The sequence below is a fragment of the Arthrobacter sp. DNA4 genome, assembly GCF_024362385.1.
Classification (GTDB): Bacteria; Actinomycetota; Actinomycetes; order Actinomycetales; family Micrococcaceae; genus Arthrobacter.
On record NZ_CP101466.1, the window covers coordinates 51,129 to 71,542 of the forward strand.

The window sequence follows — 20,414 nt, forward strand, 5'->3', positions numbered from 1 at the left end:
AACGGGTCCCACTTTAGCGCCCGCCGCCGTCGGGGACCAGGCCTAACGGCTGTCTCCTAAAGACGGCCTGCGGGGCGCCCGCGCTCGCGGTAACGCATCACGGCATCGGCGTTGCCGCACCGGGCGGAGCAGTAGGCACGGCGTCCGCCACGGCTGGTGTCGGCGTAAACCTTCGGGCAGCCATCCCTGGCGCAGGTACCCAGCCGGCCTCCCGCTGCCTCCGTGACGAAGAGGGCCAATCCACCTGCGGTGAGGGCGCGCACGCGCTCAACGAGGCTGTCGCTGGTTTCAGCAAAGTGAAGGTGTGGGCCCAGTCCGTCGTGGACCGTCAGGAACACACGCTTGACCCCCTGTTCGAGCAACGAGTTCACCGCGGCACAGCGGTCCCCCTCGCTGTCCGACTCAAAGACAGCGCGCAGGCGTACTGTCCACTCCTGCAGGAGCGCTTCCTCCTTCGCGCCCACCTGCGGATTGTGGAAAAGGTGGTCCGCCAAAAGGTCCTCCAGAGCACCTTCGTCCCAGCCTCCGCCGCCCAGCATGTTGACCAGTGCTTCCGCCACCCGGACGCCAGACATATTGTCATGGTTGAACTGCATAAACCCATGACACCACACTGGGCATGACGGCGGGCTGCCCCAGAGGGTCCTGCCACACCCCACGTTTTCCTGACCAGGAGCCAGATCCTTGACCACCTCCTCCGAAACCACTCGGTCCCTGCAGTCCCGCATGCGCAGGACGCTGGTGTCCGCCCAAATCTTTTCCGGGCTGGGCAACGGCTCCACGCTGGCCTTGGGTTCTATCCTGGCCGTGGATTTGTCAGGCTCCGAGGCCTGGGCAGGCTCAGTCAACACGTTCCTGACGCTGGGAACGGCAGTGACAGCCATACCGCTGGCGCAACTGGCGCTCTCCCGCGGCCGCCGTTTTGCCCTTGCTTCAGGGCTTGTCGCTGCGATTGCCGGTACCGCCCTGATGGTGGGCGCCGTGATCACGGGGCTCTTCCTCCTGCTGCTCGCCGGTGCCTTCCTGGTAGGCGTGGCTTCGGCAGTGAACCTCCAGGCCCGCTTCGCGGTGACGGACCTGGCCGAACCCGCGCACCGCGGACGTGACCTTTCCCTGGTGGTGTGGGCCATCACCGTCGGGGCAGTAGCCGGACCCAACATGGTAGGTCCCGGCGCGGTGCTGGCCGGTTGGCTGGGCATTCCTGCCGCAGCAGGGCCGTTCCTCATCTCGGCGGCCGGCATGGTCATCGGTGCTTCGATTGTGTGGCTCTTCCTCCGGCCCGACCCGCTGCTGACCCGCCGCACCATGGATGGTGCTGATTCCGGTGACAGTGTCCGGCGCCGGGGCGCCCTGCAGGCCGGATGGCGCATCGTGCGGGAGAACCGCACCACCCGCGGGGCGGTGGTGGCCGTGGTGGCCGCGCACGCTGTGATGGTGGCGGTGATGTCGATGACCCCGCTGCACATGCAGCACCAGGCCGGAGCGGCCGCGGGCCACCCGGACACCATCGCGCTGATCGGGCTGACCATCTCCCTGCACATCGCGGGGATGTACGCCCTGTCGCCGCTGGTGGGGTGGCTCACGGACAGGATGGGGCCAGCCCGGATGGTGCTGGCGGGTCTGGCAACCCTTACGGCCGCACTGGCACTCACGGGATTGGCACCGGAGTATCCAGCGGCCGTGACCATCGGGCTGGTCATGCTGGGCCTGGGCTGGTCCGCCACCACCGTGGCCGGATCCACGCTGCTCGTCGCTGCCTTGGCACCCTCCCAGCGGATCCCCGCCCAGGGTTTTTCGGACGCCGCCATGTCTCTCGCGGCAGCGCTGGGCAGCGCGGCCGCAGGGCCGGTCATGGGCATGACCGGGTATTCGGGAATCAGCGCCGCCGCAGCCGTCCTGGTGGCAGCGGGCGCGGTTGCCCTGCTGCGGCTTCCGGAACTGGGCCGCTGACTTCCGGAACGGCCGTCCCTACCGCCGCAGCTCCAGCGCATGCTTCTGGCGGGCGCTGATGGACGAGACGTGGCCGCAGTTGGTGCAGGTGATCCGGTATTTCCGGGACACGGTAAGCACCGGGATGAAGAACAGCGTGAACCTGGTGGCCTGCTCCTCAAGGAGGTGGTGGATGAAGGCGCCGCAGTGCGGGCAGGTAGCGGTCCGTCCCGGCAGGGCCTTGTGCACGGTCTTGAACCCAAAGAGAAGAAGCATGGCGGCCTTTCGTGGTCCGGTGGCTAAGCACCACCCTAGGCGAGTTTCGAAGGTCGCGATCAGGGGTACGGAAGCTTCTGCAGTGTCTGTGTGAAATGCAATACTTGCGTGAGCAGCAATCGCCGCGTTTGGGGGGACTTCTGGCACATGGTTCTGGATACGGCAACCCTGCGCATCGCTTTTGGCCTGATGGCCCTGGTGCTGGTGGTTCTGTTCTACTTTTCCGCCTACCGGGTGACGCGCTCGCCGTACAGCGCCTGGTGGTGCGGCGCCCTGCTGTTCTTCCTGTCGGGATCGGCCTGTTTCCTCCTCGATGGCACGCCCCACCAGTGGTGGGCCAACCCGGTGGGGAACACCTTGCTGGTCCACGGCGGGGTCGCGGTGTGGGCGGGGGCACGTTCGCTGCGGACCGTGCGGCCGCCCAAGTGGGCCTTCACGGGTATTCCGCTGATCACCCTGGTGGCCTCCCTGCTTGACCATCCCGCTACGAACACCTGGTCCGGCGGTCCCGTCTTCCTGGCCGCGATGAGCTTGACCGTTGGCCTGGCGTCCCGTGAACTGTGGCGCCTTGAGCCGGGGTATTCACGGGTGCGCATCCCCATGGCGGTGGCTGCGGGCGGACTTTCCGTTTATTATTTCTTCCGCTGGCTGGCATTCCTGGCGGAGGGCCAGGATGGCCCCGTGTTCGTTAATGTCTTTGGATCGGCCATCACCACGCTGGTCACCATGGTGTTGCTGGTGGTGGTTTCCTTCAGCATGGCGGCGTTGAGCAGTGAACAGCAGACACGTGCCCTGCGCGTGGTGGCCACCCGGGACGACCTCACGGGGCTTTTAAACCGCAAGGCCTTCATGGACCTTGCTGCAGAACAGCTTGCCGACCGCAGCATCACGGGCGGCTCGGGAGCCCTGCTCCTTGCCGACCTGGATCACTTCAAAGCGGTCAACGATACGTACGGCCATGCCGCCGGGGACCTGGCGCTTCAGGCCTTCGCCGACGCCTGCGTGGCAACTGTCCGCTCCACTGACCTGATCGGGCGGTATGGCGGGGAGGAGTTCGTCATCCTGGTTCCGGGGGCAAGCGCGGAACGGGCAGAGACGATCGCGGAGGAAATCAGCAGGCGCCTGGCCGTCGCGAAAGCACCGGATGGCATGGAGATGCCCACCGCGAGTTACGGGATTTCCACGTACGACGACGGAACCTACGATGCGGATGACCTGGTCGCCTCGGCGGACGCGGCTTTATACAGGGCCAAGTCCCAGGGCAGGAACCGCGCCGCCCGCAGCGATCGGCTGCACTAGCCCTGCTGCTTCGGCGGCGCGGTTCCGGACACCGGCCTACTTGGACCGGAGCGCGTCTGCCTGCTCAGCCAGGACCGTCAGCTCCACGCTGTCAGGCCGCTCAACGGTGCTTTGGATGGCCACCGCCGTGCCCTTGTGTGCGGATTCCAGGACGGATTCCATGACCTCCAGGGCGTGGTAGGCCAGGGCTCCGCCGGCCCGGGGTTCCTTGCCCTGTGGAGTGGCGGCCAGGTCCGCGATGCCGAACCCGCGGCCGGAATCAACGTATCCGGCGGACACGGGCAGGGTTTCCCAGTCCTCGGCGCCCAGGGAAAACAGCTGGACGTCGCCGTCGAAGTGGTTGGGGTCCGGTACCACCAGGGAGCCGCGCTCACCGTGGATCTCGATGTTGGGGGATTTGGACTTCACGGCATCGAAGCTCATGAAGAGCGTGGAGAGCGCGCCGGATGCGTGGACCAGGACGCCGGTGACGTGGGAATCGATGTTCACGGGTACCTTTTCGCCCTGGCGGGGCCCCGAGCCGATGGTCCGCTCATTCCGGGTGTGGCTGGCGGCACCCATCACCGACACCACGGGGCCCAGCAGCGTCACGAGTGCCGTGACGTAGTAGGGGCCCATGTCCAGGAGGGGGCCGCCGCCGGGCTGGTAGTAGAAGTCCGGGTTGGGGTGCCAGCGCTCGTGGCCCGGCGTCACCATGGTGGCGGACGCCGAGATGGGTGCGCCGATCAGTCCGTCATCGATGGCTTTGCGGGCGGTCTGGATGCCGGTGCCCAGCACGGTGTCAGGTGCACAGCCGACGACGACACCTGCCTCCCGCGCCGCCTCCAGCACCCGGCGTGCTTCTTCGGTGGTGGCAGCCAAGGGCTTTTCGCCGTAGACGCTCTTTCCTGCGGCGATGGCCTTCAGTGCCACCTCCGCGTGGGCGGCGGGGATGGTCAGGTTCAGGACCAGGTCCACGTCCTTCGCGGAGAGCAGTTCCTCCACCGTGACGGCGCGGACGCCGTCGTAGTCATCCGCAACTGCCTGCGCACGTGCCGGATCCAGGTCCGCCACGGCCACCAACTGGATCTGGTCCAGGCGGCGGAAGTTGGCGAGGTACTGCGCGATGATGGCTCCGCAGCCAACGATTCCGACTTTCAACGGCTTGCCCACAGCAGGCCCCTTTCGATGATGGTGCGTACGTTCCGGTCCTGGAGGATTTCCACGCGGTGCCCGGGGGTGGACACGAAGATCCGGCCTTTGCCCCACTGGCGGGTCCAGATGGCAGGGGACGTCACTTCGCGGTTCCAGGGGTCCCATTCGCGGACTTTTTGGGTGGTGGTGGCCAGGACGTCGACGTAATCGTCAGAGAGGACCCAGTACTGCTCGGTGACCAGGTCGAAGTCCTTGATGCCTTTGGTGATGGGGTGGTCGGCGGCGGCCGGCAGCATGTTGACGGTGTAGGGCACGTAGTTGTCCGACTGCTCACCAATGCACTCGTCCGGGTGCTTGCCGGGGTGGCAGGCGAACTGGCCGCCGATCAGGTGCAGGTAGTCGGACGTGTTCCGGTAGGAATCGGCAATCCCGCCGTGCCAGCTTACCAGGCCGGTGCCGTTCTCCACGGCTGCCCGCAGTCCGGCGAATTCGTCCTTTTCGATGGTGGTCATGGTCATGCACTGCATGATGAGGTCCACCCCTGCCATATAGGCAGCATCGGCGTAGACCTTGGGGGATTCCTCCACCCGGACGTCGTAGCCGTTGTCCTTGAGGTAGGGGATGAAGAGCTCTGTGGCCTCGTAGGGCTGGTGGCCGTCCCAGCCGCCGCGGACCACCAGGGCGTTCTTGCGTTCTGTCATTTGAGTTTCCTTTGGTTTGCTGCCGGCTCTTGCCGGCAAGGCGTGGGGTCAGCGGCTGGCGAAGGCGGCGTCGAAGGCTGCTGCCGGCGGGGCGATCCGGGCCAGGTCCTGGACCATGGCCAGCGCCTGCGGGGCGCCGATGAGCCGGTCCATGCCGGCGTCCTCCCACTCGATGCTGGTGGGGCCCTCGTAGCCGATGGCGTTCAGGGTCCGGAAGATCCGGTTCCACTGCACGTCCCCGTGCCCTGCCGTGACGAAATCCCAGCCGCGCCGGGGGTCGGCCCAGGCCAGGTGCGAGCCCAGGCGGCCGTTGCGGCCGTCGAGCTGGCGGATGGATTCCTTGACGTGGACGTGGAAAATCCTGTCTGCGAAGTCCTGCAGGAACATCACGGGGTCCAGGTCCTGCCAGATGAAGTGGGAAGGGTCGAAGTTCAGGCCGAAGTTTTCCCGGTGGCCGATGGCTTCGAGGGTGCGCTTGGCGGTCCAGTAGTCGTAGGCAATTTCGGACGGGTGGACTTCGAGGGCGAACCGGACACCCACTTCGTCGAAGACGTCGAGGATGGGGTTCCAGCGGTCTGCGAAGTCCTGGTAGCCGGCGTCAATCATTTCCTGGGAGGCAGGAGGGAACATGGCCACCGCCTTCCAGATGGAGGAGCCGGTGAAGCCGGTGACGGTCTTCACCCCGAGGCGGGCAGCAGCCCTGGCGGTGTCCTTCATGGCTTCCGCTGCCCGGCGGCGTACGCCTTCGGGCTCGCCGTCGCCCCAGACGTCCGCTGACAGGATGCCCTGGTGGCGCTCGTCGATCGGGTCGTCACACACTGCCTGTCCGGTCAGGTGGTTGGCGATGGCGAACACCTTCAGGTTGTTCTTTTCGAGGATGTCCAGCCGGCCCTGGAGGTAGTTGTCATCCTCGGCCGCGCGGTGCGGATCCAGATGGTCGCCCCAGCAGGCGATCTCCAACCCGTCGAAGCCCCACTCGCCCGCGAGCCGCGCCACTTCCTCGAAGGGCAGGTCGGCCCACTGGCCGGTAAACAGCGTGATTGGTCGTGTCATGTCTATTCCTTGGATCGCTTGAAGCTGGTCAATGCCGTGCCGAACTGCCGCTCAGACTCTTTGCCACTGGCTGGAATTTGCGGCACTGGACTCCACGGCGGCCAGGACCCGCTGCACCTGCAGGGCGTCCGCGAAGGACGGTTCCGGCTGGCGGGCTTCGCCGATGGCCGTGACGAGGTCCACCACCTGGTGGGTGAAGCCGTGCTCATACCCCAGGCCGTGGCCGGTGGGCCACCAGTTTCCGACGTAGGGGTGCTCGGGCTCGGTGACGAAGATCTTCCGGAACCCGGCGTCGGGGGATTCGGCGGCGTCGTAGAAGGACAGGACGTTCATGTCCTCGAAATCGAAGGCGAGGGAACCCTTGGTGCCGTTGATTTCCAGCCGCATGGCGTTCTTCCTGCCCAGGGCGTACCGCGTGGCTTCAAAGACGCCGATCGCACGCGAAGCCGTGCCGCCGTCGAACCTGGCACTGAAGATTGCCGCGTCATCAACCGTGACTTTTCCGCGCGGAGCATCACTGCTGAGGTCGCCGTGCCCGCCGAGGCCCACCAGGTCGCCGGTCAGCGGGCGTTCCTGCACAAAGGTCTCCATCAGTGCCGAGACCCCGCTGATGTTCAGGCCCGTGACCCACTGCGCGGCGTCGATGCTGTGTGCTCCGATGTCACCCAGGGAGCCGGATCCGGACTTGCTCTTGTCCAGCCGCCAGGTCATGGGGGCGTTGGCATCGGTGAGCCAGTCCTGCAGGTACTGGGCCCTGACATGGCGGATGTCGCCCAGCCTGCCCTGTTCCACGAACCGCTTGGCCAGCGCCAGTGCCGGAGTTCGGCGGTAGCTGAAGCCGCACATCGAGAAGACGCCGTTCTTCGCAGCGGTTTCCGCGGCGAGCGTCATCCGTTCGGCTTCCTCGACGGAGTTGGCCAGCGGCTTCTCGCACAGCACGTGCTTGCCGGCTTCAAGGGCGGCGATGGCAATATCGGCGTGCGTGTCGCCGGGCGTGCAGATATCGATGAGGTCGATGTCGTCGCGCTCGATCAGGCGGCGCCAGTCCGTTTCAACCGATTCCCAGCCGAGCTTGTCTGCGGCGGCACGGACGCCCTCGGCATTCCTGCCCGCGACCGCAGTCAGCTGGGGCTGCAGGGGCAGGTCGAAAAACCGGGGTGCGGTGCGCCAGGCGTGGGAGTGGGCTGCACCCATGAAGGCGTAGCCCACCATGCCGACCCGCAGGGGTTGTGCGGTGGTCATGGAGATGTCCTTTCTACTTGCTGAAGCCCGCGGTCAGGCCTGCGAGCAACTGGCGCCGGTCGATGACGTACAGCACCAGGATGGGCAGGGTGCTGAGCACCACGGAAGCGAGCACGGCGGGAATGTTGACGCTGAATTCGCCCTGGAAGGTCCACAGGCCCAGGGGCAGCACCCGCAGGCCGGGGCTCTGGGTGAGGACCAGCGGCAGCAGGAACCCGTTCCAGACGTGCAGGCCGTTGTAGATGGCCACTGTCACGATGGCTGGCCGGGTGAGGGGCAGCGCGAGCCGCCACATGGTCTGCCATTCACTGCAGCCGTCCAGCCGCATGGACTCGAACAGTTCGTTCGGGACGTCGCGGATGAAGTTGGAGAGGATCAGCACCGTCAGCGGGATGGCGAAGGCAATGGACGGCAGCATCAGCGCCAGCAGGCTGTCATACAGGTTGAGCCGGATGATCATCAAGTAGATGGGAATGATCGTTGCCTGCAGGGGAATGGCAAGCCCCATGAGGAACACGCCGTTGACCAGCTTGAGGAACCTGCCGCTGCCACGGACGATGGCGAAGGAAGCCATGAAGGAAACCAGCACCGTGGGGATCACGGAACCGAGCGTGACGATGGCGCTGTTCATGAAGTACGTTGCGAAATCCGCCTCGAGGACCATCTGGTAGTTCTCCAGCGTAGGCGATGCGGGCAGGGCCAGAGGGTTCTGGCCAAAGTAGCCTGCCTGCGTCTTCAGGCTGGTGATCACCACGTAATAGACCGGCAGGATGATGATGGCGAGCCAGATCCAGCCGCCAAGGCCGCCGGGAATGTTCAGCCGCTTCAGCCGTGAACCGAGTCCCCTTGTGGCGGCCGGTGGGCCGCCAATGGAGCCGGTCCGGGCCTCCCGTGTATTGCTCTTCAGGACGGTACTCACCCTACAAACCTTCCAATTGGCTGCCCTGCTTGTCCTTGCCTCCAAGGCGCTGGAGGAACAAGGCAAGTGCAAGGCCGATGATGACGAGAATGACGGCGATGACGCTGGCAGGGCCCATGAGGTTGGCCCGGAAGCCCCTGAGGTACATGTCCAGGGCCAGGATCCGGGTGGAGTTTCCGGGTCCGCCGCCGGTGAGGACGAAGATCAGGTCGAAGTACGTCAGCGAGCCCACCACCATCAGCGTGGAGGAGGTGATGATGGTGTACTTCAACTGGGGCAGGGTGATGTGGAAGAACTGCTTGATGGTTCCGGCGCCGTCAATCTGGGCCGCTTCATACAGCGACTTGGGGATCTGCCGCACGCCGCCCTGGTAGATGAGCGTGTGGAACGGCACGAACTGCCAGGCGATGACGAAGATAACCAGGCCCAGGGCAAGGTGCGGAACCCCCAGCCAGTCCTGCGCCAGGAAGGGCAGGCCCAGGCCGGTTGCCAGGCCGAAGTTCGGGTCCAGCAGGGCCTTGAAGGCGATGGCGACGGCGGCCGAGGACAGCAGCAGGGGCAGGAAGTACAGCACTGCCAGGGCGGCACGGTACCGCTGGCTTCCTGCCGTGAAGACCCCCAGCAGGAGGCTGATGGGGGTCTGGACCAGCCACGAGACGATCATGATCAGGAAGGTCAGGCCCAGGGCGTTGTACAGCCCCGGGTCTGCCAGCACGGAGAACCAGTTGTCCAGCCCCGCCGCCCCGATGGCACCGATCCCGTCCCAGCTGGTGAAGCTGAGGATGAGCACGCCGGCCAACGGGATGACGGCGAACACCAGGAAGAAGAACAGGGCAGGCAGTGTCAGCCAGGCCAGGGCGGCCTTGCGCTGTTCGGTCTGCCTGGATTCCTTGATCCTGGCAGTGGCCCGCGGGGCGGTGGAGACGGCGTTACTCATTTCCCGAGGGTGCCGTTCATGTTCTCGGCGAACTGCTGCGGCGTAATCGACTTCAGGAAGAGCTGGTCGATGTTGTTCAGCAGGGCTTCGGCGGCGGTGGGGCTCAGCGCCTGGTCCCAGGACTGCTGGAAGTTCGGGGCGTTCTTGGCCATGTCGTAGACAAAGTTAAGGAACTCTTTGTCCTCGGACGTATTCAGCTTGTCTTCGATGCCGTTGACGATGGGCACCGAGCCGGAGTTGATGTAGGCGTCGATCACGGTCTCGGTCAGGATGCCGTCCTTGAAGAACTTCTTGGCGGATTCCTTTTCCTTGTCGCTGGCCTTGGAGGAGATGGACATGTAGGCCGCGGGGTTTCCCACGCCGTTCTTCGGATCGCCCTTCCCGCCGGCAATGGTGGGGAAGGGGACGAAGCCCAGTTTGCCGTTCTGGACGAAGTTCTGGCCGGCCTTCTTCATGGCACCGTAGGTCCAGGAACCGTGCAGCATCATGGCGGCCTTGCCGGAAAACAGCAGTGCCTGGTCTGCCTGCGAGTCAGCGGTAATGGAGGAGAAGCCCTTGATGAAGCCGTCGGCGGAGACCAGCTCCTGGACCTTGGTGCCGGTCTCGATCACCGCCGGGTCCATCCAGGCATTGGGCTTGCCTTCGAAGATCGCCTTGAAGACTTCCGGGCCGCCAATGCGGTCCAGCAGGTACTCAAGCCACATCATCGAGGTCCAGCGCGACTGGCCGCCCAGGGAGAAGGGAGCCACGCCCATGTCGTTGAAGGTCTTGACCAGGGACATGATGTCTTCCCACGTCTTGGGCGGCTGGACGCCTGCCTTCTGGAACAGGTCCTTGTTATAGAACAGGACAATCGGGGCCACGTACTGGTTGGGCAGGGCGTAGATCTTGCCATTGATCGTGGCGGCACCGAAGGAGGACGGGAAGAACTTGTTCTTCACGTCCGGGTTCTGCTCAAACCAGCTGGTCAGGTCCTCGACCTGGTTGGCCTCTGCGTAGGTCTTCAGGCCACCGCCGCCCCAGCCGTAGATGATGGTTGGCGCCTGGTTGGCGCCGATGGCGGTCTTGATCTTGGTCTTGTAGGCGTCGTTCTGGAAGTAGGTGACGTTGATCTTGTCAGCGGAGTTGGCCGAATTGAATGCATCCACCGCCTTCTGCATGGTGGTCTGGTTCGGCTCACCGGACAGATACCACATGCTGGCGCCTCCACCGCCGCTCGAGGCGCCCGGACCTGACGTTCCGCAGGCAGTGGTTGCGGCAACGGCAAAGGGAGTAAGGGCAGCGAGGGCGAGGAAAGAGCGCCGGGACGTCTGGGGTTGCTTCATTGCTTCTCCATTGTGAATTTGCGGTCGAGGTACGGGGCATCAGCTCCGACGTTCATTCGAAACATTTCGAACGGTGATATAAGTCACGCTGTAAACTAAAGCCCTAAATATTCGCGTGGTCAAGGGATCGTAGAGGATCTTTTTTGGCTCAACACCATAAACCGAGCTGAGCTTGACGTTTCGAAGTCGCCTTCCCCAGAATGAATTCACTCTCCATTTTCGAAAGATTGCGAACCAATGACGACCAGATTGCCTGAGCGGACAAAGCCAACGCTCGCCACCGTTGCCAGGCAGGCAGGGGTCTCGGCTCCAACTGTTTCCAAGGTGGTGAACGGCCGGGACGACGTGGCGCCGGAAACCAGGGCGCGGATCCTCGCGGTACTGGAGCAGGCGGGGTACCAGTCGCCCGTGCAGCGCCGCGCAGCCACGGAAAGTGCCACCGTGGTGGAAGTGGTCATCGACGTCCTTGATTCCGCCTACACCATCCAGGTCCTGAACGGCATCCTGCAGTTCGCAGCCGTCGCCGATGTCGAAATCCTCGTGAGTGTGACCGGCCAGTCCACCGTTGGGGCGCACAGCCCCGAACGCCGTGCCCAGCGCATCCTGGAAGAGGGCAGGGCGGGAATGATCGTGGTCACCTCAGCCTTCAGCGAGGCCCAGCTGAATGCGTTCCGGCGCCGCCAGATTCCGGTGGTGGTCATCGACCCGCTCAATCCGCCTTCCGCTGACGTGGTCAGCGTCGGCGCGACAAACTGGGCCGGCGGCAAGGCGGCCACCGAGCATCTGCTGGGGCTGGGGCACCGCCGCATCGCCTACATCGGCGGGATTGAGGGGGCCGAATGCAACCAGGCGCGGCTTCACGGTTACATGGCTGCCCTCATGGCTGCCGGCGTGCCGGTGGACCCCCGGTACATTGTCTCCGGGGGCCGGTTCCGGACCGAGAGCGGGGTCAAGGGACTCAAAGCCCTGCTGCAGCTCGATGAACTTCCCACCGCCATTTTCGCGGGAAGCGACACGATCGCGCTGGGGGTCCTGAGCGAGGCGCGGCACCACGGGATCAGGGTCCCGGAGGACATCAGCCTCATCGGTTTCGACGGCACCAACCAGGGCGAGCAGTCCGTCCCCTCATTGAGCTCGGTGGCCCAGCCCCTCGAGGAGATGGGACGGGCTGCCCTGAGGTCGCTGCTGCGCCAGGCACGCGGGGAAGTCCTCGATTCCCACCGGGTGGAGCTGGCCACCCACGTGATTGTCCGCGAGTCCACCGCCCCTCCCGCCGCCTGAACGCCGGGGCGGGGCGCACGGGGCGTCAGGCGGGCTTTCCCGCCAGCTGTTCGCGGCCAGGCTTCCCGGTAGTGGCCGGGCACGGCCCCACTGACCCACGCCGCACCAGGGTCGCCGTGAACTGTGCGGGAGCGGCAGGCGGGAGCCCCTCCATTTGCCGGATCAGCGCCTTCGCTGCCGCCACTCCCATGTTGTAGACGGGCTGGGCGATGACTGTGAGGGGCGGGGTTGTAAGCCTGGTCCACGCAAAGTCGTCGTACATCAGGAATGAAACATCCGCTGGAATGGACAGGCCCAGTTCCTGGACCGCTTCCACAACGCTGAGGGCGATGAGGCCGTCGGACGCCACCACGGCCGTGGCCCGGTCCGACCCCCTGAGCACTTCCCGGGTAGTGCTGCGGATGGAGTCTTCATCGCCCGCGTTCAACCGGACCAGGTCCTCCGGAAAAGCCAGCCCGGATTCCAGGAAGGCCTCCCGCATGCCTTCGATACGGTCGGCGATCTGGGAGGACTCCAGCGTCATTCCGGGGGTGTACGGGGCATCGGTCCTCAATGTGGAAATGAAGGCGATACGGCGGTGCCCCGCATCCAGCAGGTAGCGCGTAGCCTCGCGCGAAATCCGCGCCATGTCCACGGCCATGGTCTCAACCGGCATGTCCCCGGCAGTGCGGTCGATGAAGACCATGGGCCGGCCGGACCGGTGCACTTCCTGGAGATGTCCGGTGTCCACCGATGACGCAGGAGCGACGATCAGCCCGTCCACGCGCTTGTCCAGCAGCACCCGCACGGCGTCCACTTCCGCCTCGCGGTCTTCGTCGGTATTGACCAGGATGACGTTGTAGCCGTCCTTCTTTGCCGTGTCCGTGATGCCCCGGGTTGCCAGTCCGAAGTGGGGGTTTTCGATGTCTCCCACCACCACGCCGATGGTGTGCGACTTGCCCGTGTTCATGCTGCGCGCAAGCTCATTGGGCCGGTAGGAAAGGGCCTCTGCCGCGGCCAGGACGCGCTCGCGGACATCGTCACTGACGGCGCCGTAATTGCCCAACGCGCGGGCGGCCTGGGCCTTGGAGACCTGGGCTGCCTTTGCGACGTCCGCGACGGTGACGTCCCGCCGTCGTGCTCCTTCAGCGCTCATCTTCACCTTTCGAAGAGGCTGTTGACGCCCCCTGTGACTTCCGCTACATTTCTATCCATCGATGTGAGTCCGGTCTCAATCCTAGGGTGTGAGACCGGACTCAACAAGAGCATCGGCGACTTTCTTCGGCGGCCCTGACAGCACCGCCTCCCTCCCAACGATTGGACAACGCTGTGAAGAAAAAGAACCTCCGCCCGGCCGGAATCGCCGCCGCGGCACTGGCTGCGGTCCTGGCGCTCTCCGGCTGCAGCTCCACCTCCCCCGCTTCCACCACAGAGAACAACCCCTACGGACTGATCCAGCCGGGCACCATCCGCGTGGCCAGCCTGGGCGACTCCAAGCCGTACACCTTCGCCGACGCGTCCGGTAATTTCACCGGCTTCGACGTCGAACTGTTCAAGGATGTGGCCCACCGGGCCGGTGTGGACAACGTCGTCTTCACCGGACAGGACTTCTCCGGCCTCCTGGCCGCAGTGGCCAACGGGCAGTTCGACGCCGGGGTTGCCGCGATCGGCATCACGGACAAGCGGAAGGAAACCGTGGACTTCTCGGACGGCTACCTGGCCGGTTACCTGACGGTGATCACCACCAAGACGTCGGGCATCACGAGCGCCGAGGGCCTGGCCGTCAAGCGCCTGGGCGTGGTCCAGGGGACCCTGCAGGAAGCGTACGCCGTCAAGAACTTCACCTCAGCCAGCCTGGTCCGCTTCCCGGACAACAACACCGCCATCGCGGCCGTGAACAGCGGCAGCGTGGACGCCCACTTCCTGGATTACGAGGCAGCGAAGGCTTACGAGGACCAGCACGGCCTGGTCAGCGCCGCGGACATCCCGTCCTTCGACGCTCCGGCCGGGTTCGCCGTCGCCAAGGGCAAGACGGCCTTCAAGGAAGCCCTGAACAAGGGCTTGGCCGCCGCCATGGAGGACGGCACCTGGAAGAAGCTCTACCAGAAGTGGTTCCCGGGCTCCCCGATGCCCAAGCAGTACCTGCCCAAGGCCGAACAGGCCGCCTCCGCCTCACCGGCACCCAGCAAGTAGCCCGCGAGCACCAGCCCTCCGGCTTCACGGCCGGGGCGGGCCCGCGGCCCGCCCCGGCACCTCCACTCAATCTACGTCTGAGAGCAACCATGGACTGGTTCAACACCATCATCCGTACTTTCTTCGACTACGGCGCTATGGCCGAGGTCCTGCCCCAACTGTTGGCGGTCGGCCTGCTGAACACGCTGATCATCTCCATCGCCGCCACCGTCCTTGGCACGGTGCTGGGGATGGTGGTGGCCGTCATGGGCATCTCACCCTCGAAATGGCTGCGGGTTCCCGCCCGCATCTACACGGACCTCTTCCGGGGCCTGCTTACCATCCTGACCATCCTGCTGATCGGCCAGGGCTTCGCCCGGCTCAGCCAGTCGATCTTCGGCCCGTCCCCTTACCCGCTGGGCATCATCGCGCTGAGCCTGATCGCCAGCGCCTACATCGGGGAGATCTTCCGCGCCGGCATCCTCAGCGTGGACAAGGGCCAGGGCGAGGCCTGCCGCGCCCTGGGGATGAGCTACGCCAAGTCCATGGCCCTGGTGGTGGTCCCGCAGGGCGTACGCCGGGTCCTGCCGGCCCTGGTGAACCAGTTCATCGCGATCGTCAAGGACTCCTCCCTGGTGTACTTCCTGGGCCTGCTGGTCACCGAACGCGAACTCTTCCGCGTGGGCCAGGACGCCGCCGTGCTCTCCGGCAACCTCTCACCCCTGGTGGCGGCGGGCCTGTTCTACCTGGTAATCACCGTCCCGCTGACACACCTGGTAAACCACTTCGACAACAAGTTCCGCACCGGACGCCGCCGCGCCGCGCCGCCCACCAGCGGCCTGAAAGAAGTCAAGGAACTCGACGCGGCCTCGCCGCTCACCACCGGGAGCAACACATGAACACCCCCACAAAGAAAGCCACCACAGCAGGGCCCGCGGAGGCCCCGACATTCCACGGCTCCAGCCTGGAACTGCGCAACGTCACCATGGCATACGGCGACATCGACGTCCTGCGCAACGTCAGCCTCACGGTTGCCCCCGGAACCACCACCTGCATCATCGGTCCCTCCGGCTCGGGCAAATCCACCCTCCTGCGGGGCATTAACCGCCTCCACGAACCCAAAAGCGGCGACGTGCTGCTCGCCGGCGACAGCATCCTGGGCACCAACCCGGACACCCTGCGCACCCGCATCGGCATGGTGTTCCAGCACTTCAACCTCTTCCCGGACCATACTGCGGAAGAAAACGTGGCCCTGGCACTCTGGAGCGTCAAGGGCATGCCCAAGGCCCAGGCCATGGATCGCGCCCGTCAACGCCTGGCCGAAGTAGGCCTCGCCGAACGCGCCGACCACCGACCCCGCGACCTCTCCGGCGGCCAGCAGCAGCGCGTCGCCATCGCCCGCGCCCTGGCCATGGAACCCGAAGTCATGCTCTTCGACGAAGCAACCAGCGCCCTGGATCCTGAGCTGGTCAAGGGCGTCCTGAACCTCATGGCCGGCCTGGGCGGCCGCGGCATGACCATGCTGGTAGTCACCCACGAAATGGGCTTCGCCCGCAAAGTCGCCGACCAGGTGGTCTTCATGGACGAAGGCGAAGTGGTTGAAGCAGGAACCCCCACCCAACTCTTCGACAACCCCCGCAGCGAACGCCTTCAACGCTTCCTCTCCGAGGTGCTCTGATGGGTACGGTTACCGCTGCACCCATCCGGACCGCCGTCGTCGGCTTTGGAATCTCCGGAAAGGTCTTCCACGTGCCGCTGATCGCGGCCAACCCGGACTTCTCGCTTGACGTGATCGTGACGGCCCAGCCCGGGCGCGCCGCCGAGGCGGCCCGCCTCTACCCACGGGCACGGATCGTTGGAACTCCGGAAGAGCTGTTCGCCCTGTCCGCGGACCTGGACCTGGTCATCCTTGGCACCCCGCCGCACACCCACTTCGGACTGGCCGCGACGGCCATCGCCCACGGCCTGCACGTGGTGGTGGACAAGCCGTTCGTGCCCACGTCCGCCTTGGGTGAGGAACTGATCAGCAGGGCGGACGACGGCGGGGTGCGGCTTACGGTGTTCCAGAACCGCCGGTGGGATGCCGACTTCCTCACCCTGCAGAAGGTGCTGGCGTCCGGAGACGTTGGCGAGGTCACCAGCTTCGAGTCGCGGTTCGAATGGTGGCGGCCCGAAGGATTTGGCAACTGGCGGGACACGGTGTCCCTGGCTGAGGGCGGCGGCATCCTGCACGACCTCGGCGCACACCTGATCGACCAGGCCATCCAGCTGTTCGGCCCGGTGGACACCAGCTACGGCGAGACGGCCAACCGCGGTCCGCATCCGGAGGCGGCGGACACCGAAGCCTTCGTGTCGCTGCTGCACGCCTCCGGCGTCCGCACGCGCCTCTGGATGAACGGCATGGCCGCCCAGGCCGGGCCCCGCTTCCACGTCCTCGGCACCCGGGCCGGCTACACCAAGTGGGGCCTGGACGGACAGGAACCCGCGCTCGCTGCCGGGATGCCGCCGTCGGACCCTGCCTATGGCGTGGACCCCCAGGAGCGTTGGGGGCTCCTGGGGGTGGACGGGGCAACCAGTCCGGTACCTGCCGAACGCGGCGCGTACCCGGAGTTCTACGTCCAGCTGGCCGCCGCCCTGCGCGGGAACGGTCCGCTCCCCGTCGATCCCGCCGAACCCCTTGAGGTGCTGAAGGTCATCGAAGGCATCCACGCCCTGGCCTAACGTCCCCTCCGATTCTTTTCGTTGACGCGCCCTCCGCGTCCATCCCACCCACGTATTCCATAGAAAGTGACCCTCATGACCTCTGCATCAGCCACCAAGCGCGTCGCCGTCATCGGCGGCGGGATCCTCGGCGTCTCCACCGCAGTCCACCTGCTCCGCGAAGGAGCCTCCGTGATCCTGCTGACCGAGCGCGGCCTCGCCAGCGAAGCCAGCGGCCGGTCGCTGTCCTGGCTCAACTCCGCCGGTGAACGGTCCACCCCCTACCACCAGCTCCGCGTGGCCGGTGTGGACCGCTACCGCACCCTCTTCGCCTCCAACCCCCGGCGGGAGTGGCTCCAGTTCGGCGGCGGCCTCATGTGGAACGTGGCCGGTCAGGCTGAAGCGACCGAAGCCCGCCACGCCTACGAGAAGTCCATCGGCTACGACTCCAGGCTGCTCGCTCCGGAAGAGATTGCATCAGCCACCCCCGGCGTTGATTCCAGTGCCGTACCGGACAACGCCATCTTCAATCCCGGCGAAGGCTGGGTAAGCCTGCCGGACCTGATCGACTTCCTGATGGAGGAGTTCCACTCACGGGGCGGCGAACTGGTCCTCAACGCCGGCAAGGCCTCCGTCATGGTGGAGGGCGGCCGCACCACCGGGGTGGAGACTGCGGCGGGCGGGACCTACCCTGCCGACGCGGTCCTGGTGGCGTGCGGCGCCGCGACGCCCGCCGTCGTCCAGCCCCTGGGCGTGCACATCCCCAATGGTTCGCCCGTGTCCATGCTGGTGGTGACCAAGCAGGTGCAGCACGACGTCACCGCCGTGATGAACACTCCGCGCGCCGCGCTCCGGCCCAACCCCGGCGGCACGTTCGCGCTGGACCACGACTGGTATGAGGAACACATCACCGAGCACGCGGACGGTTCGTTCACCATTCCGGAAGAAGTGGTGCAGGAACTGGCTGATGAAGCCTCCAGGCTGGTTGCCGGCAATCCGGAACTCAAGCCGGCCTCCTGGAAGATGGGCTACAAGCCAATCCCCGGCGACGGCGAACCCGTCCTGGGGGAACTGGGCCAGGTGCCGGGCTGCTTCGTTGCCTTCACGCACTCCGGCGCCACTCTGGGCCTCATCGCCGGTGAGCTGCTGGCCGGTGAGATCCTGACGGGCCGGAAGCACCCCATGCTGGCAACGTTCCGGCCGGGGCGTTTCTCCTAGTTCTCCAACAGGGAGGGGCGGGGCCGCGGCCCCGCCCCTTCCGCGCACGCGCTGCTGCTCAGGCGCCCAAGTGCCCCGTAAGGCGCCGGTGGAACCCGGTGCTCCGCTCATCGAGGCCTTCAATGGACACCACCGCGCCGTGGTGCCCGTACTTGGTTTCGATGGAGTCCAGGGCAGCGACCGTTGACGCGTCCCAGATCTGGGCCCGGCTGAGGTCAATAGTCACCGAAGCGGGATCGTCGGCGTACGCGAAATGCTCCACCAAGTCATTGCTGCTGCCGAAGAACAGCGGTCCCACCACCTCGTAACGCACGCTCCCGCCGTCGCCTGCCAAAGTCCGCTCGACGGTGATGACGTGGGCCACCCGGCGGGCGAACAGCACCATCGCCAGGACGACGCCCACCAGGACGCCGTAGGCAAGGTTGCCCGTGAAGACGACGACGGCCACCGTGACGCCCATGACGATCGTCTCCGGCAGCGGCATCCTTTTCAGGGTGGAGGGCTTCACGCTGTGCCAGTCGACGGTGGTAACGGCCACGACCATCATCACCGCGGCAAGGGCAACCATGGGGATCTGCCCCATGATCGAGCTGAGTCCCGTCACCAAGGCCAGCAGGAACAGTCCGGCCACGAACGTCGAGATCCGGGTGCGGGCCTGGCCTGTCTTCACGTTGAGGACGGTCTGGCCGATCATGGCGCAGCCGGCGATGCCGCCGTAGAACCCGGCGAGGATGTTCGAGACGCCCAGGCCCCAGGACTCGCGGCCCTTGTGTGAGGGGGTCTCCGTAATGTCATCGACCAGTTTCGCCGTGAGGAGGGTTTCCATGAGGCCGACAAATGCCACGCTCAGCGCCGTGGGCAGGACCAGCTTGAAGGTCTCAGCGTCAAACGGAACCAGGAAGTGGGTGATCCCGGGCATCCGGCCCGTGAGGGGACCCTCGTCGGCGACGTTCGGAACGGAGAGGCCCGCAATGATGGCGATCGCCGTGACGACGACGATGGCCACCAGGGGCGACGGGACCACCTTGGTGAAGCGGGGAAGAACGAAGATGATGGCCAGCGTCAGGGCAAACAGGACGTAGGCGAGCCAGGGGACATTGAGGACATGGGGCACCTGCGCCATGAAAATCAGCACGCCCAGGGCGTTGACGAACCCGATCATCACCGATCGCGGGATGAACCGCATCAGGCGGGCAAGCCCGGCCAGGCCGAAGACCACCTGGATCACCCCGGCAAGCAGCACCGCCGGCAGGACGTACTGGACCCCGTGCTCGTGCACCAGCGGGGCGATGACCAGGGCGACGGAGCCAGCTGCCGCCGTTACGACGCCGGGCCGTCCGCCAAGGATGGACATCGCCAGGGCAAGCACGATGGAGGCGACAAGGCTGACCATCGGATCCACCCCGGCCACGATCGAGAACGAAATGACCTCCGGGACGAGCGCAAGGGTGGTGACCATGCCGGCGAGGACTTCGCGGGTCAGCTGCCGCGGAGAGCGCAGCGCGGCCATGACGGTGTTCGGCGGCCGGGTGGGGCGGGGGCGGTCGGCGACGGCCAAGGAGCGGCTCCAGGGACTTGGCTCTCAGGAAAGAGCGGGTGGGCAACGTTGTGCGCGCCACGGTGCGCAAGGGTCCAGCCCTGCCATGGAAGACAATTGGGGTGGAGAGAAAAGGCGCCGGTGACTGCCGGCTGCGCATGCAACGCTACCCTAACGTGAGGGTTGAGTCCGGATTGGTGACGTGATGGTGAAAGAGATGACCGCCGAAGAAGTGGTGGCCACGATGCATATTGGCGAACTGGCGGACCGTTCGCAGATGTCCCTGCGCACCATCCGCCACTACGACGAGGTGGGCCTGCTCAAACCGTCCGGCCGCACCGACGGCGGATTCCGCCTCTACACCGAGCGCGATTTCACGCGCCTGCTGCTGATCCGCAGGATGAAGCCGCTGGGGTTCACGCTCGAGGCCATGGCCGGGCTCTTGAAGGTCATTGACGCATTGGAGGCGGCCGCGCCCGGCGAGGATGTTACGGACATCAGGACTGAGTTGAACGGTTTCATTGAAGAGGCAGCACGGCGCCGTGCGAAGTTGGAGGAACAACTCGGCATGGCCGACGAGTTCCTGGCGCTGCTGCGTGCACGGTAGGGAACCCGCCGCTGTTGCCAAACTGTGCCTTGCCGCCCGGCCATGGCCCCGGGGCAGCAGTAAGCACGGCTGATAAAATGACCGGGTTGCAGGGCGGCCCGGAGA

Annotated in this window: 20 protein-coding genes; 9 read left to right on the forward strand and 11 right to left on the reverse strand. The window is 65.7% G+C overall.

The window, feature by feature from the left end:
- Positions 1 to 56: 56 nt before the first annotated feature.
- The gene (locus tag NMQ03_RS00270; protein WP_255173873.1) at positions 57 to 575 is read right to left on the reverse strand and encodes a CGNR zinc finger domain-containing protein; all 519 of its coding nucleotides are present in this window, start codon (positions 573 to 575) and stop codon (positions 57 to 59) included.
- A 109-nt stretch (positions 576 to 684) separates the two neighbouring features.
- Here NMQ03_RS00270 and NMQ03_RS00275 point away from each other — a divergent pair, with 109 nt between their 5' ends.
- On the forward strand, positions 685 to 1,950 hold the full coding sequence (locus NMQ03_RS00275) for an MFS transporter (protein ID WP_255173874.1): 1,266 nt from the start codon (positions 685 to 687) through the stop codon (positions 1,948 to 1,950).
- Between the two features lie 18 nt (positions 1,951 to 1,968).
- On the opposite strand, the gene NMQ03_RS00280 is transcribed toward NMQ03_RS00275, so the two are convergent.
- Complete coding sequence (locus tag NMQ03_RS00280; RefSeq protein ID WP_255173875.1) at positions 1,969 to 2,205, reverse strand: zinc-ribbon domain-containing protein; 237 nt, start codon at positions 2,203 to 2,205, stop codon at positions 1,969 to 1,971.
- A 147-nt stretch (positions 2,206 to 2,352) separates the two neighbouring features.
- On the opposite strand from NMQ03_RS00280, the gene NMQ03_RS00285 reads away from it, so the two are divergent.
- Complete coding sequence (locus tag NMQ03_RS00285; RefSeq protein WP_255175699.1) at positions 2,353 to 3,504, forward strand: diguanylate cyclase; 1,152 nt, start codon at positions 2,353 to 2,355, stop codon at positions 3,502 to 3,504.
- A 36-nt stretch (positions 3,505 to 3,540) separates the two neighbouring features.
- Here NMQ03_RS00285 and NMQ03_RS00290 read toward each other — a convergent pair whose 3' ends face one another.
- From NMQ03_RS00290 to NMQ03_RS00320, 7 genes are read right to left on the reverse strand one after another with little or no spacing between them, the layout of a single operon-like run.
- Positions 3,541 to 4,656, reverse strand: a complete 1,116-nt coding sequence (locus tag NMQ03_RS00290; protein ID WP_255173876.1) for a Gfo/Idh/MocA family protein — start codon at positions 4,654 to 4,656, stop codon at positions 3,541 to 3,543.
- Positions 4,641 to 5,339: a ThuA domain-containing protein gene (locus NMQ03_RS00295; RefSeq protein ID WP_255173877.1), complete on the reverse strand. Its 699-nt coding sequence runs from the start codon at positions 5,337 to 5,339 to the stop codon at positions 4,641 to 4,643. Before NMQ03_RS00295 ends, NMQ03_RS00290 begins: the two co-directional genes overlap by 16 nt.
- A gap of 48 nt (positions 5,340 to 5,387) precedes the next feature.
- Positions 5,388 to 6,392 carry a sugar phosphate isomerase/epimerase gene (locus NMQ03_RS00300; protein ID WP_255173878.1) on the reverse strand — a complete coding sequence of 335 codons (1,005 nt, stop codon included), beginning with the start codon at positions 6,390 to 6,392 and terminating at the stop codon, positions 5,388 to 5,390.
- 51 nt (positions 6,393 to 6,443) lie between these two features.
- Positions 6,444 to 7,634, reverse strand: coding sequence for a Gfo/Idh/MocA family protein (locus tag NMQ03_RS00305; protein WP_255173879.1), 1,191 nt, complete (start codon positions 7,632 to 7,634; stop codon positions 6,444 to 6,446).
- A gap of 13 nt (positions 7,635 to 7,647) precedes the next feature.
- Complete coding sequence (locus NMQ03_RS00310; RefSeq protein ID WP_255173880.1) at positions 7,648 to 8,553, reverse strand: carbohydrate ABC transporter permease; 906 nt, start codon at positions 8,551 to 8,553, stop codon at positions 7,648 to 7,650.
- Position 8,554: 1 nt separating this feature from the next.
- A complete protein-coding gene (locus NMQ03_RS00315; RefSeq protein WP_159634882.1) occupies positions 8,555 to 9,490 on the reverse strand; it encodes a carbohydrate ABC transporter permease in 936 nt (311 codons plus the stop codon).
- Positions 9,487 to 10,815, reverse strand: a complete 1,329-nt coding sequence (locus NMQ03_RS00320) for an extracellular solute-binding protein (RefSeq protein ID WP_159634879.1) — start codon at positions 10,813 to 10,815, stop codon at positions 9,487 to 9,489. The genes NMQ03_RS00315 and NMQ03_RS00320 overlap by 4 nt, the downstream gene beginning before the upstream one ends.
- 237 nt (positions 10,816 to 11,052) lie before the next feature.
- Between NMQ03_RS00320 and NMQ03_RS00325 the strand changes: the two genes are divergently transcribed.
- On the forward strand, positions 11,053 to 12,096 hold the full coding sequence (locus NMQ03_RS00325) for a LacI family DNA-binding transcriptional regulator (RefSeq protein ID WP_255173881.1): 1,044 nt from the start codon (positions 11,053 to 11,055) through the stop codon (positions 12,094 to 12,096).
- Positions 12,097 to 12,121: 25 nt separating this feature from the next.
- Here NMQ03_RS00325 and NMQ03_RS00330 read toward each other — a convergent pair whose 3' ends face one another.
- Positions 12,122 to 13,231, reverse strand: coding sequence for a LacI family DNA-binding transcriptional regulator (locus tag NMQ03_RS00330; RefSeq protein ID WP_255173882.1), 1,110 nt, complete (start codon positions 13,229 to 13,231; stop codon positions 12,122 to 12,124).
- A gap of 173 nt (positions 13,232 to 13,404) precedes the next feature.
- On the opposite strand from NMQ03_RS00330, the gene NMQ03_RS00335 reads away from it, so the two are divergent.
- The 5 genes from NMQ03_RS00335 to NMQ03_RS00355 all read left to right on the forward strand — a co-directional run bounded on the left by NMQ03_RS00335 (position 13,405) and on the right by NMQ03_RS00355 (position 18,165).
- Positions 13,405 to 14,268 (forward strand): ABC transporter substrate-binding protein, encoded by an 864-nt coding sequence (locus NMQ03_RS00335; RefSeq protein ID WP_255173883.1) that lies wholly within the window; start codon positions 13,405 to 13,407, stop codon positions 14,266 to 14,268.
- Between the two features lie 89 nt (positions 14,269 to 14,357).
- Complete coding sequence (locus NMQ03_RS00340; RefSeq protein ID WP_255173884.1) at positions 14,358 to 15,146, forward strand: amino acid ABC transporter permease; 789 nt, start codon at positions 14,358 to 14,360, stop codon at positions 15,144 to 15,146.
- Complete coding sequence (locus tag NMQ03_RS00345; protein ID WP_303694166.1) at positions 15,143 to 15,925, forward strand: amino acid ABC transporter ATP-binding protein; 783 nt, start codon at positions 15,143 to 15,145, stop codon at positions 15,923 to 15,925. Before NMQ03_RS00340 ends, NMQ03_RS00345 begins: the two co-directional genes overlap by 4 nt.
- Positions 15,925 to 16,968 carry a Gfo/Idh/MocA family oxidoreductase gene (locus NMQ03_RS00350; RefSeq protein ID WP_255173885.1) on the forward strand — a complete coding sequence of 348 codons (1,044 nt, stop codon included), beginning with the start codon at positions 15,925 to 15,927 and terminating at the stop codon, positions 16,966 to 16,968. The genes NMQ03_RS00345 and NMQ03_RS00350 overlap by 1 nt, the downstream gene beginning before the upstream one ends.
- Positions 16,969 to 17,043: 75 nt before the next feature.
- Positions 17,044 to 18,165 carry an FAD-binding oxidoreductase gene (locus tag NMQ03_RS00355; protein ID WP_255173886.1) on the forward strand — a complete coding sequence of 374 codons (1,122 nt, stop codon included), beginning with the start codon at positions 17,044 to 17,046 and terminating at the stop codon, positions 18,163 to 18,165.
- Between the two features lie 58 nt (positions 18,166 to 18,223).
- On the opposite strand, the gene NMQ03_RS00360 is transcribed toward NMQ03_RS00355, so the two are convergent.
- Positions 18,224 to 19,723 (reverse strand): SulP family inorganic anion transporter, encoded by a 1,500-nt coding sequence (locus NMQ03_RS00360; RefSeq protein ID WP_255173887.1) that lies wholly within the window; start codon positions 19,721 to 19,723, stop codon positions 18,224 to 18,226.
- A 184-nt stretch (positions 19,724 to 19,907) separates the two neighbouring features.
- Here NMQ03_RS00360 and NMQ03_RS00365 point away from each other — a divergent pair, with 184 nt between their 5' ends.
- Complete coding sequence (locus tag NMQ03_RS00365; RefSeq protein WP_255173888.1) at positions 19,908 to 20,309, forward strand: MerR family transcriptional regulator; 402 nt, start codon at positions 19,908 to 19,910, stop codon at positions 20,307 to 20,309.
- Positions 20,310 to 20,414 lie beyond the last annotated feature (105 nt).

Coding starts and splice junctions, on each gene's coding strand:
- NMQ03_RS00295 (WP_255173877.1), bottom strand. CDS start 5,339: ATGACAGAACGCAAGAACGCCCTGGTGGTCCGCGGCGGCTGGGACGGC.
- NMQ03_RS00320 (WP_159634879.1), bottom strand. CDS start 10,815: ATGAAGCAACCCCAGACGTCCCGGCGCTCTTTCCTCGCCCTCGCTGCC.
- NMQ03_RS00355 (WP_255173886.1), top strand. CDS start 17,044: ATGACCTCTGCATCAGCCACCAAGCGCGTCGCCGTCATCGGCGGCGGG.
- NMQ03_RS00345 (WP_303694166.1), top strand. CDS start 15,143: ATGAACACCCCCACAAAGAAAGCCACCACAGCAGGGCCCGCGGAGGCC.
- NMQ03_RS00315 (WP_159634882.1), bottom strand. CDS start 9,490: ATGAGTAACGCCGTCTCCACCGCCCCGCGGGCCACTGCCAGGATCAAG.
- NMQ03_RS00325 (WP_255173881.1), top strand. CDS start 11,053: ATGACGACCAGATTGCCTGAGCGGACAAAGCCAACGCTCGCCACCGTT.
- NMQ03_RS00365 (WP_255173888.1), top strand. CDS start 19,908: ATGGTGAAAGAGATGACCGCCGAAGAAGTGGTGGCCACGATGCATATT.
- NMQ03_RS00300 (WP_255173878.1), bottom strand. CDS start 6,392: ATGACACGACCAATCACGCTGTTTACCGGCCAGTGGGCCGACCTGCCC.
- NMQ03_RS00330 (WP_255173882.1), bottom strand. CDS start 13,231: ATGAGCGCTGAAGGAGCACGACGGCGGGACGTCACCGTCGCGGACGTC.
- NMQ03_RS00305 (WP_255173879.1), bottom strand. CDS start 7,634: ATGACCACCGCACAACCCCTGCGGGTCGGCATGGTGGGCTACGCCTTC.
- NMQ03_RS00285 (WP_255175699.1), top strand. CDS start 2,353: ATGGTTCTGGATACGGCAACCCTGCGCATCGCTTTTGGCCTGATGGCC.
- NMQ03_RS00270 (WP_255173873.1), bottom strand. CDS start 575: ATGTCTGGCGTCCGGGTGGCGGAAGCACTGGTCAACATGCTGGGCGGC.
- NMQ03_RS00350 (WP_255173885.1), top strand. CDS start 15,925: ATGGGTACGGTTACCGCTGCACCCATCCGGACCGCCGTCGTCGGCTTT.
- NMQ03_RS00280 (WP_255173875.1), bottom strand. CDS start 2,205: ATGCTTCTTCTCTTTGGGTTCAAGACCGTGCACAAGGCCCTGCCGGGA.
- NMQ03_RS00340 (WP_255173884.1), top strand. CDS start 14,358: ATGGACTGGTTCAACACCATCATCCGTACTTTCTTCGACTACGGCGCT.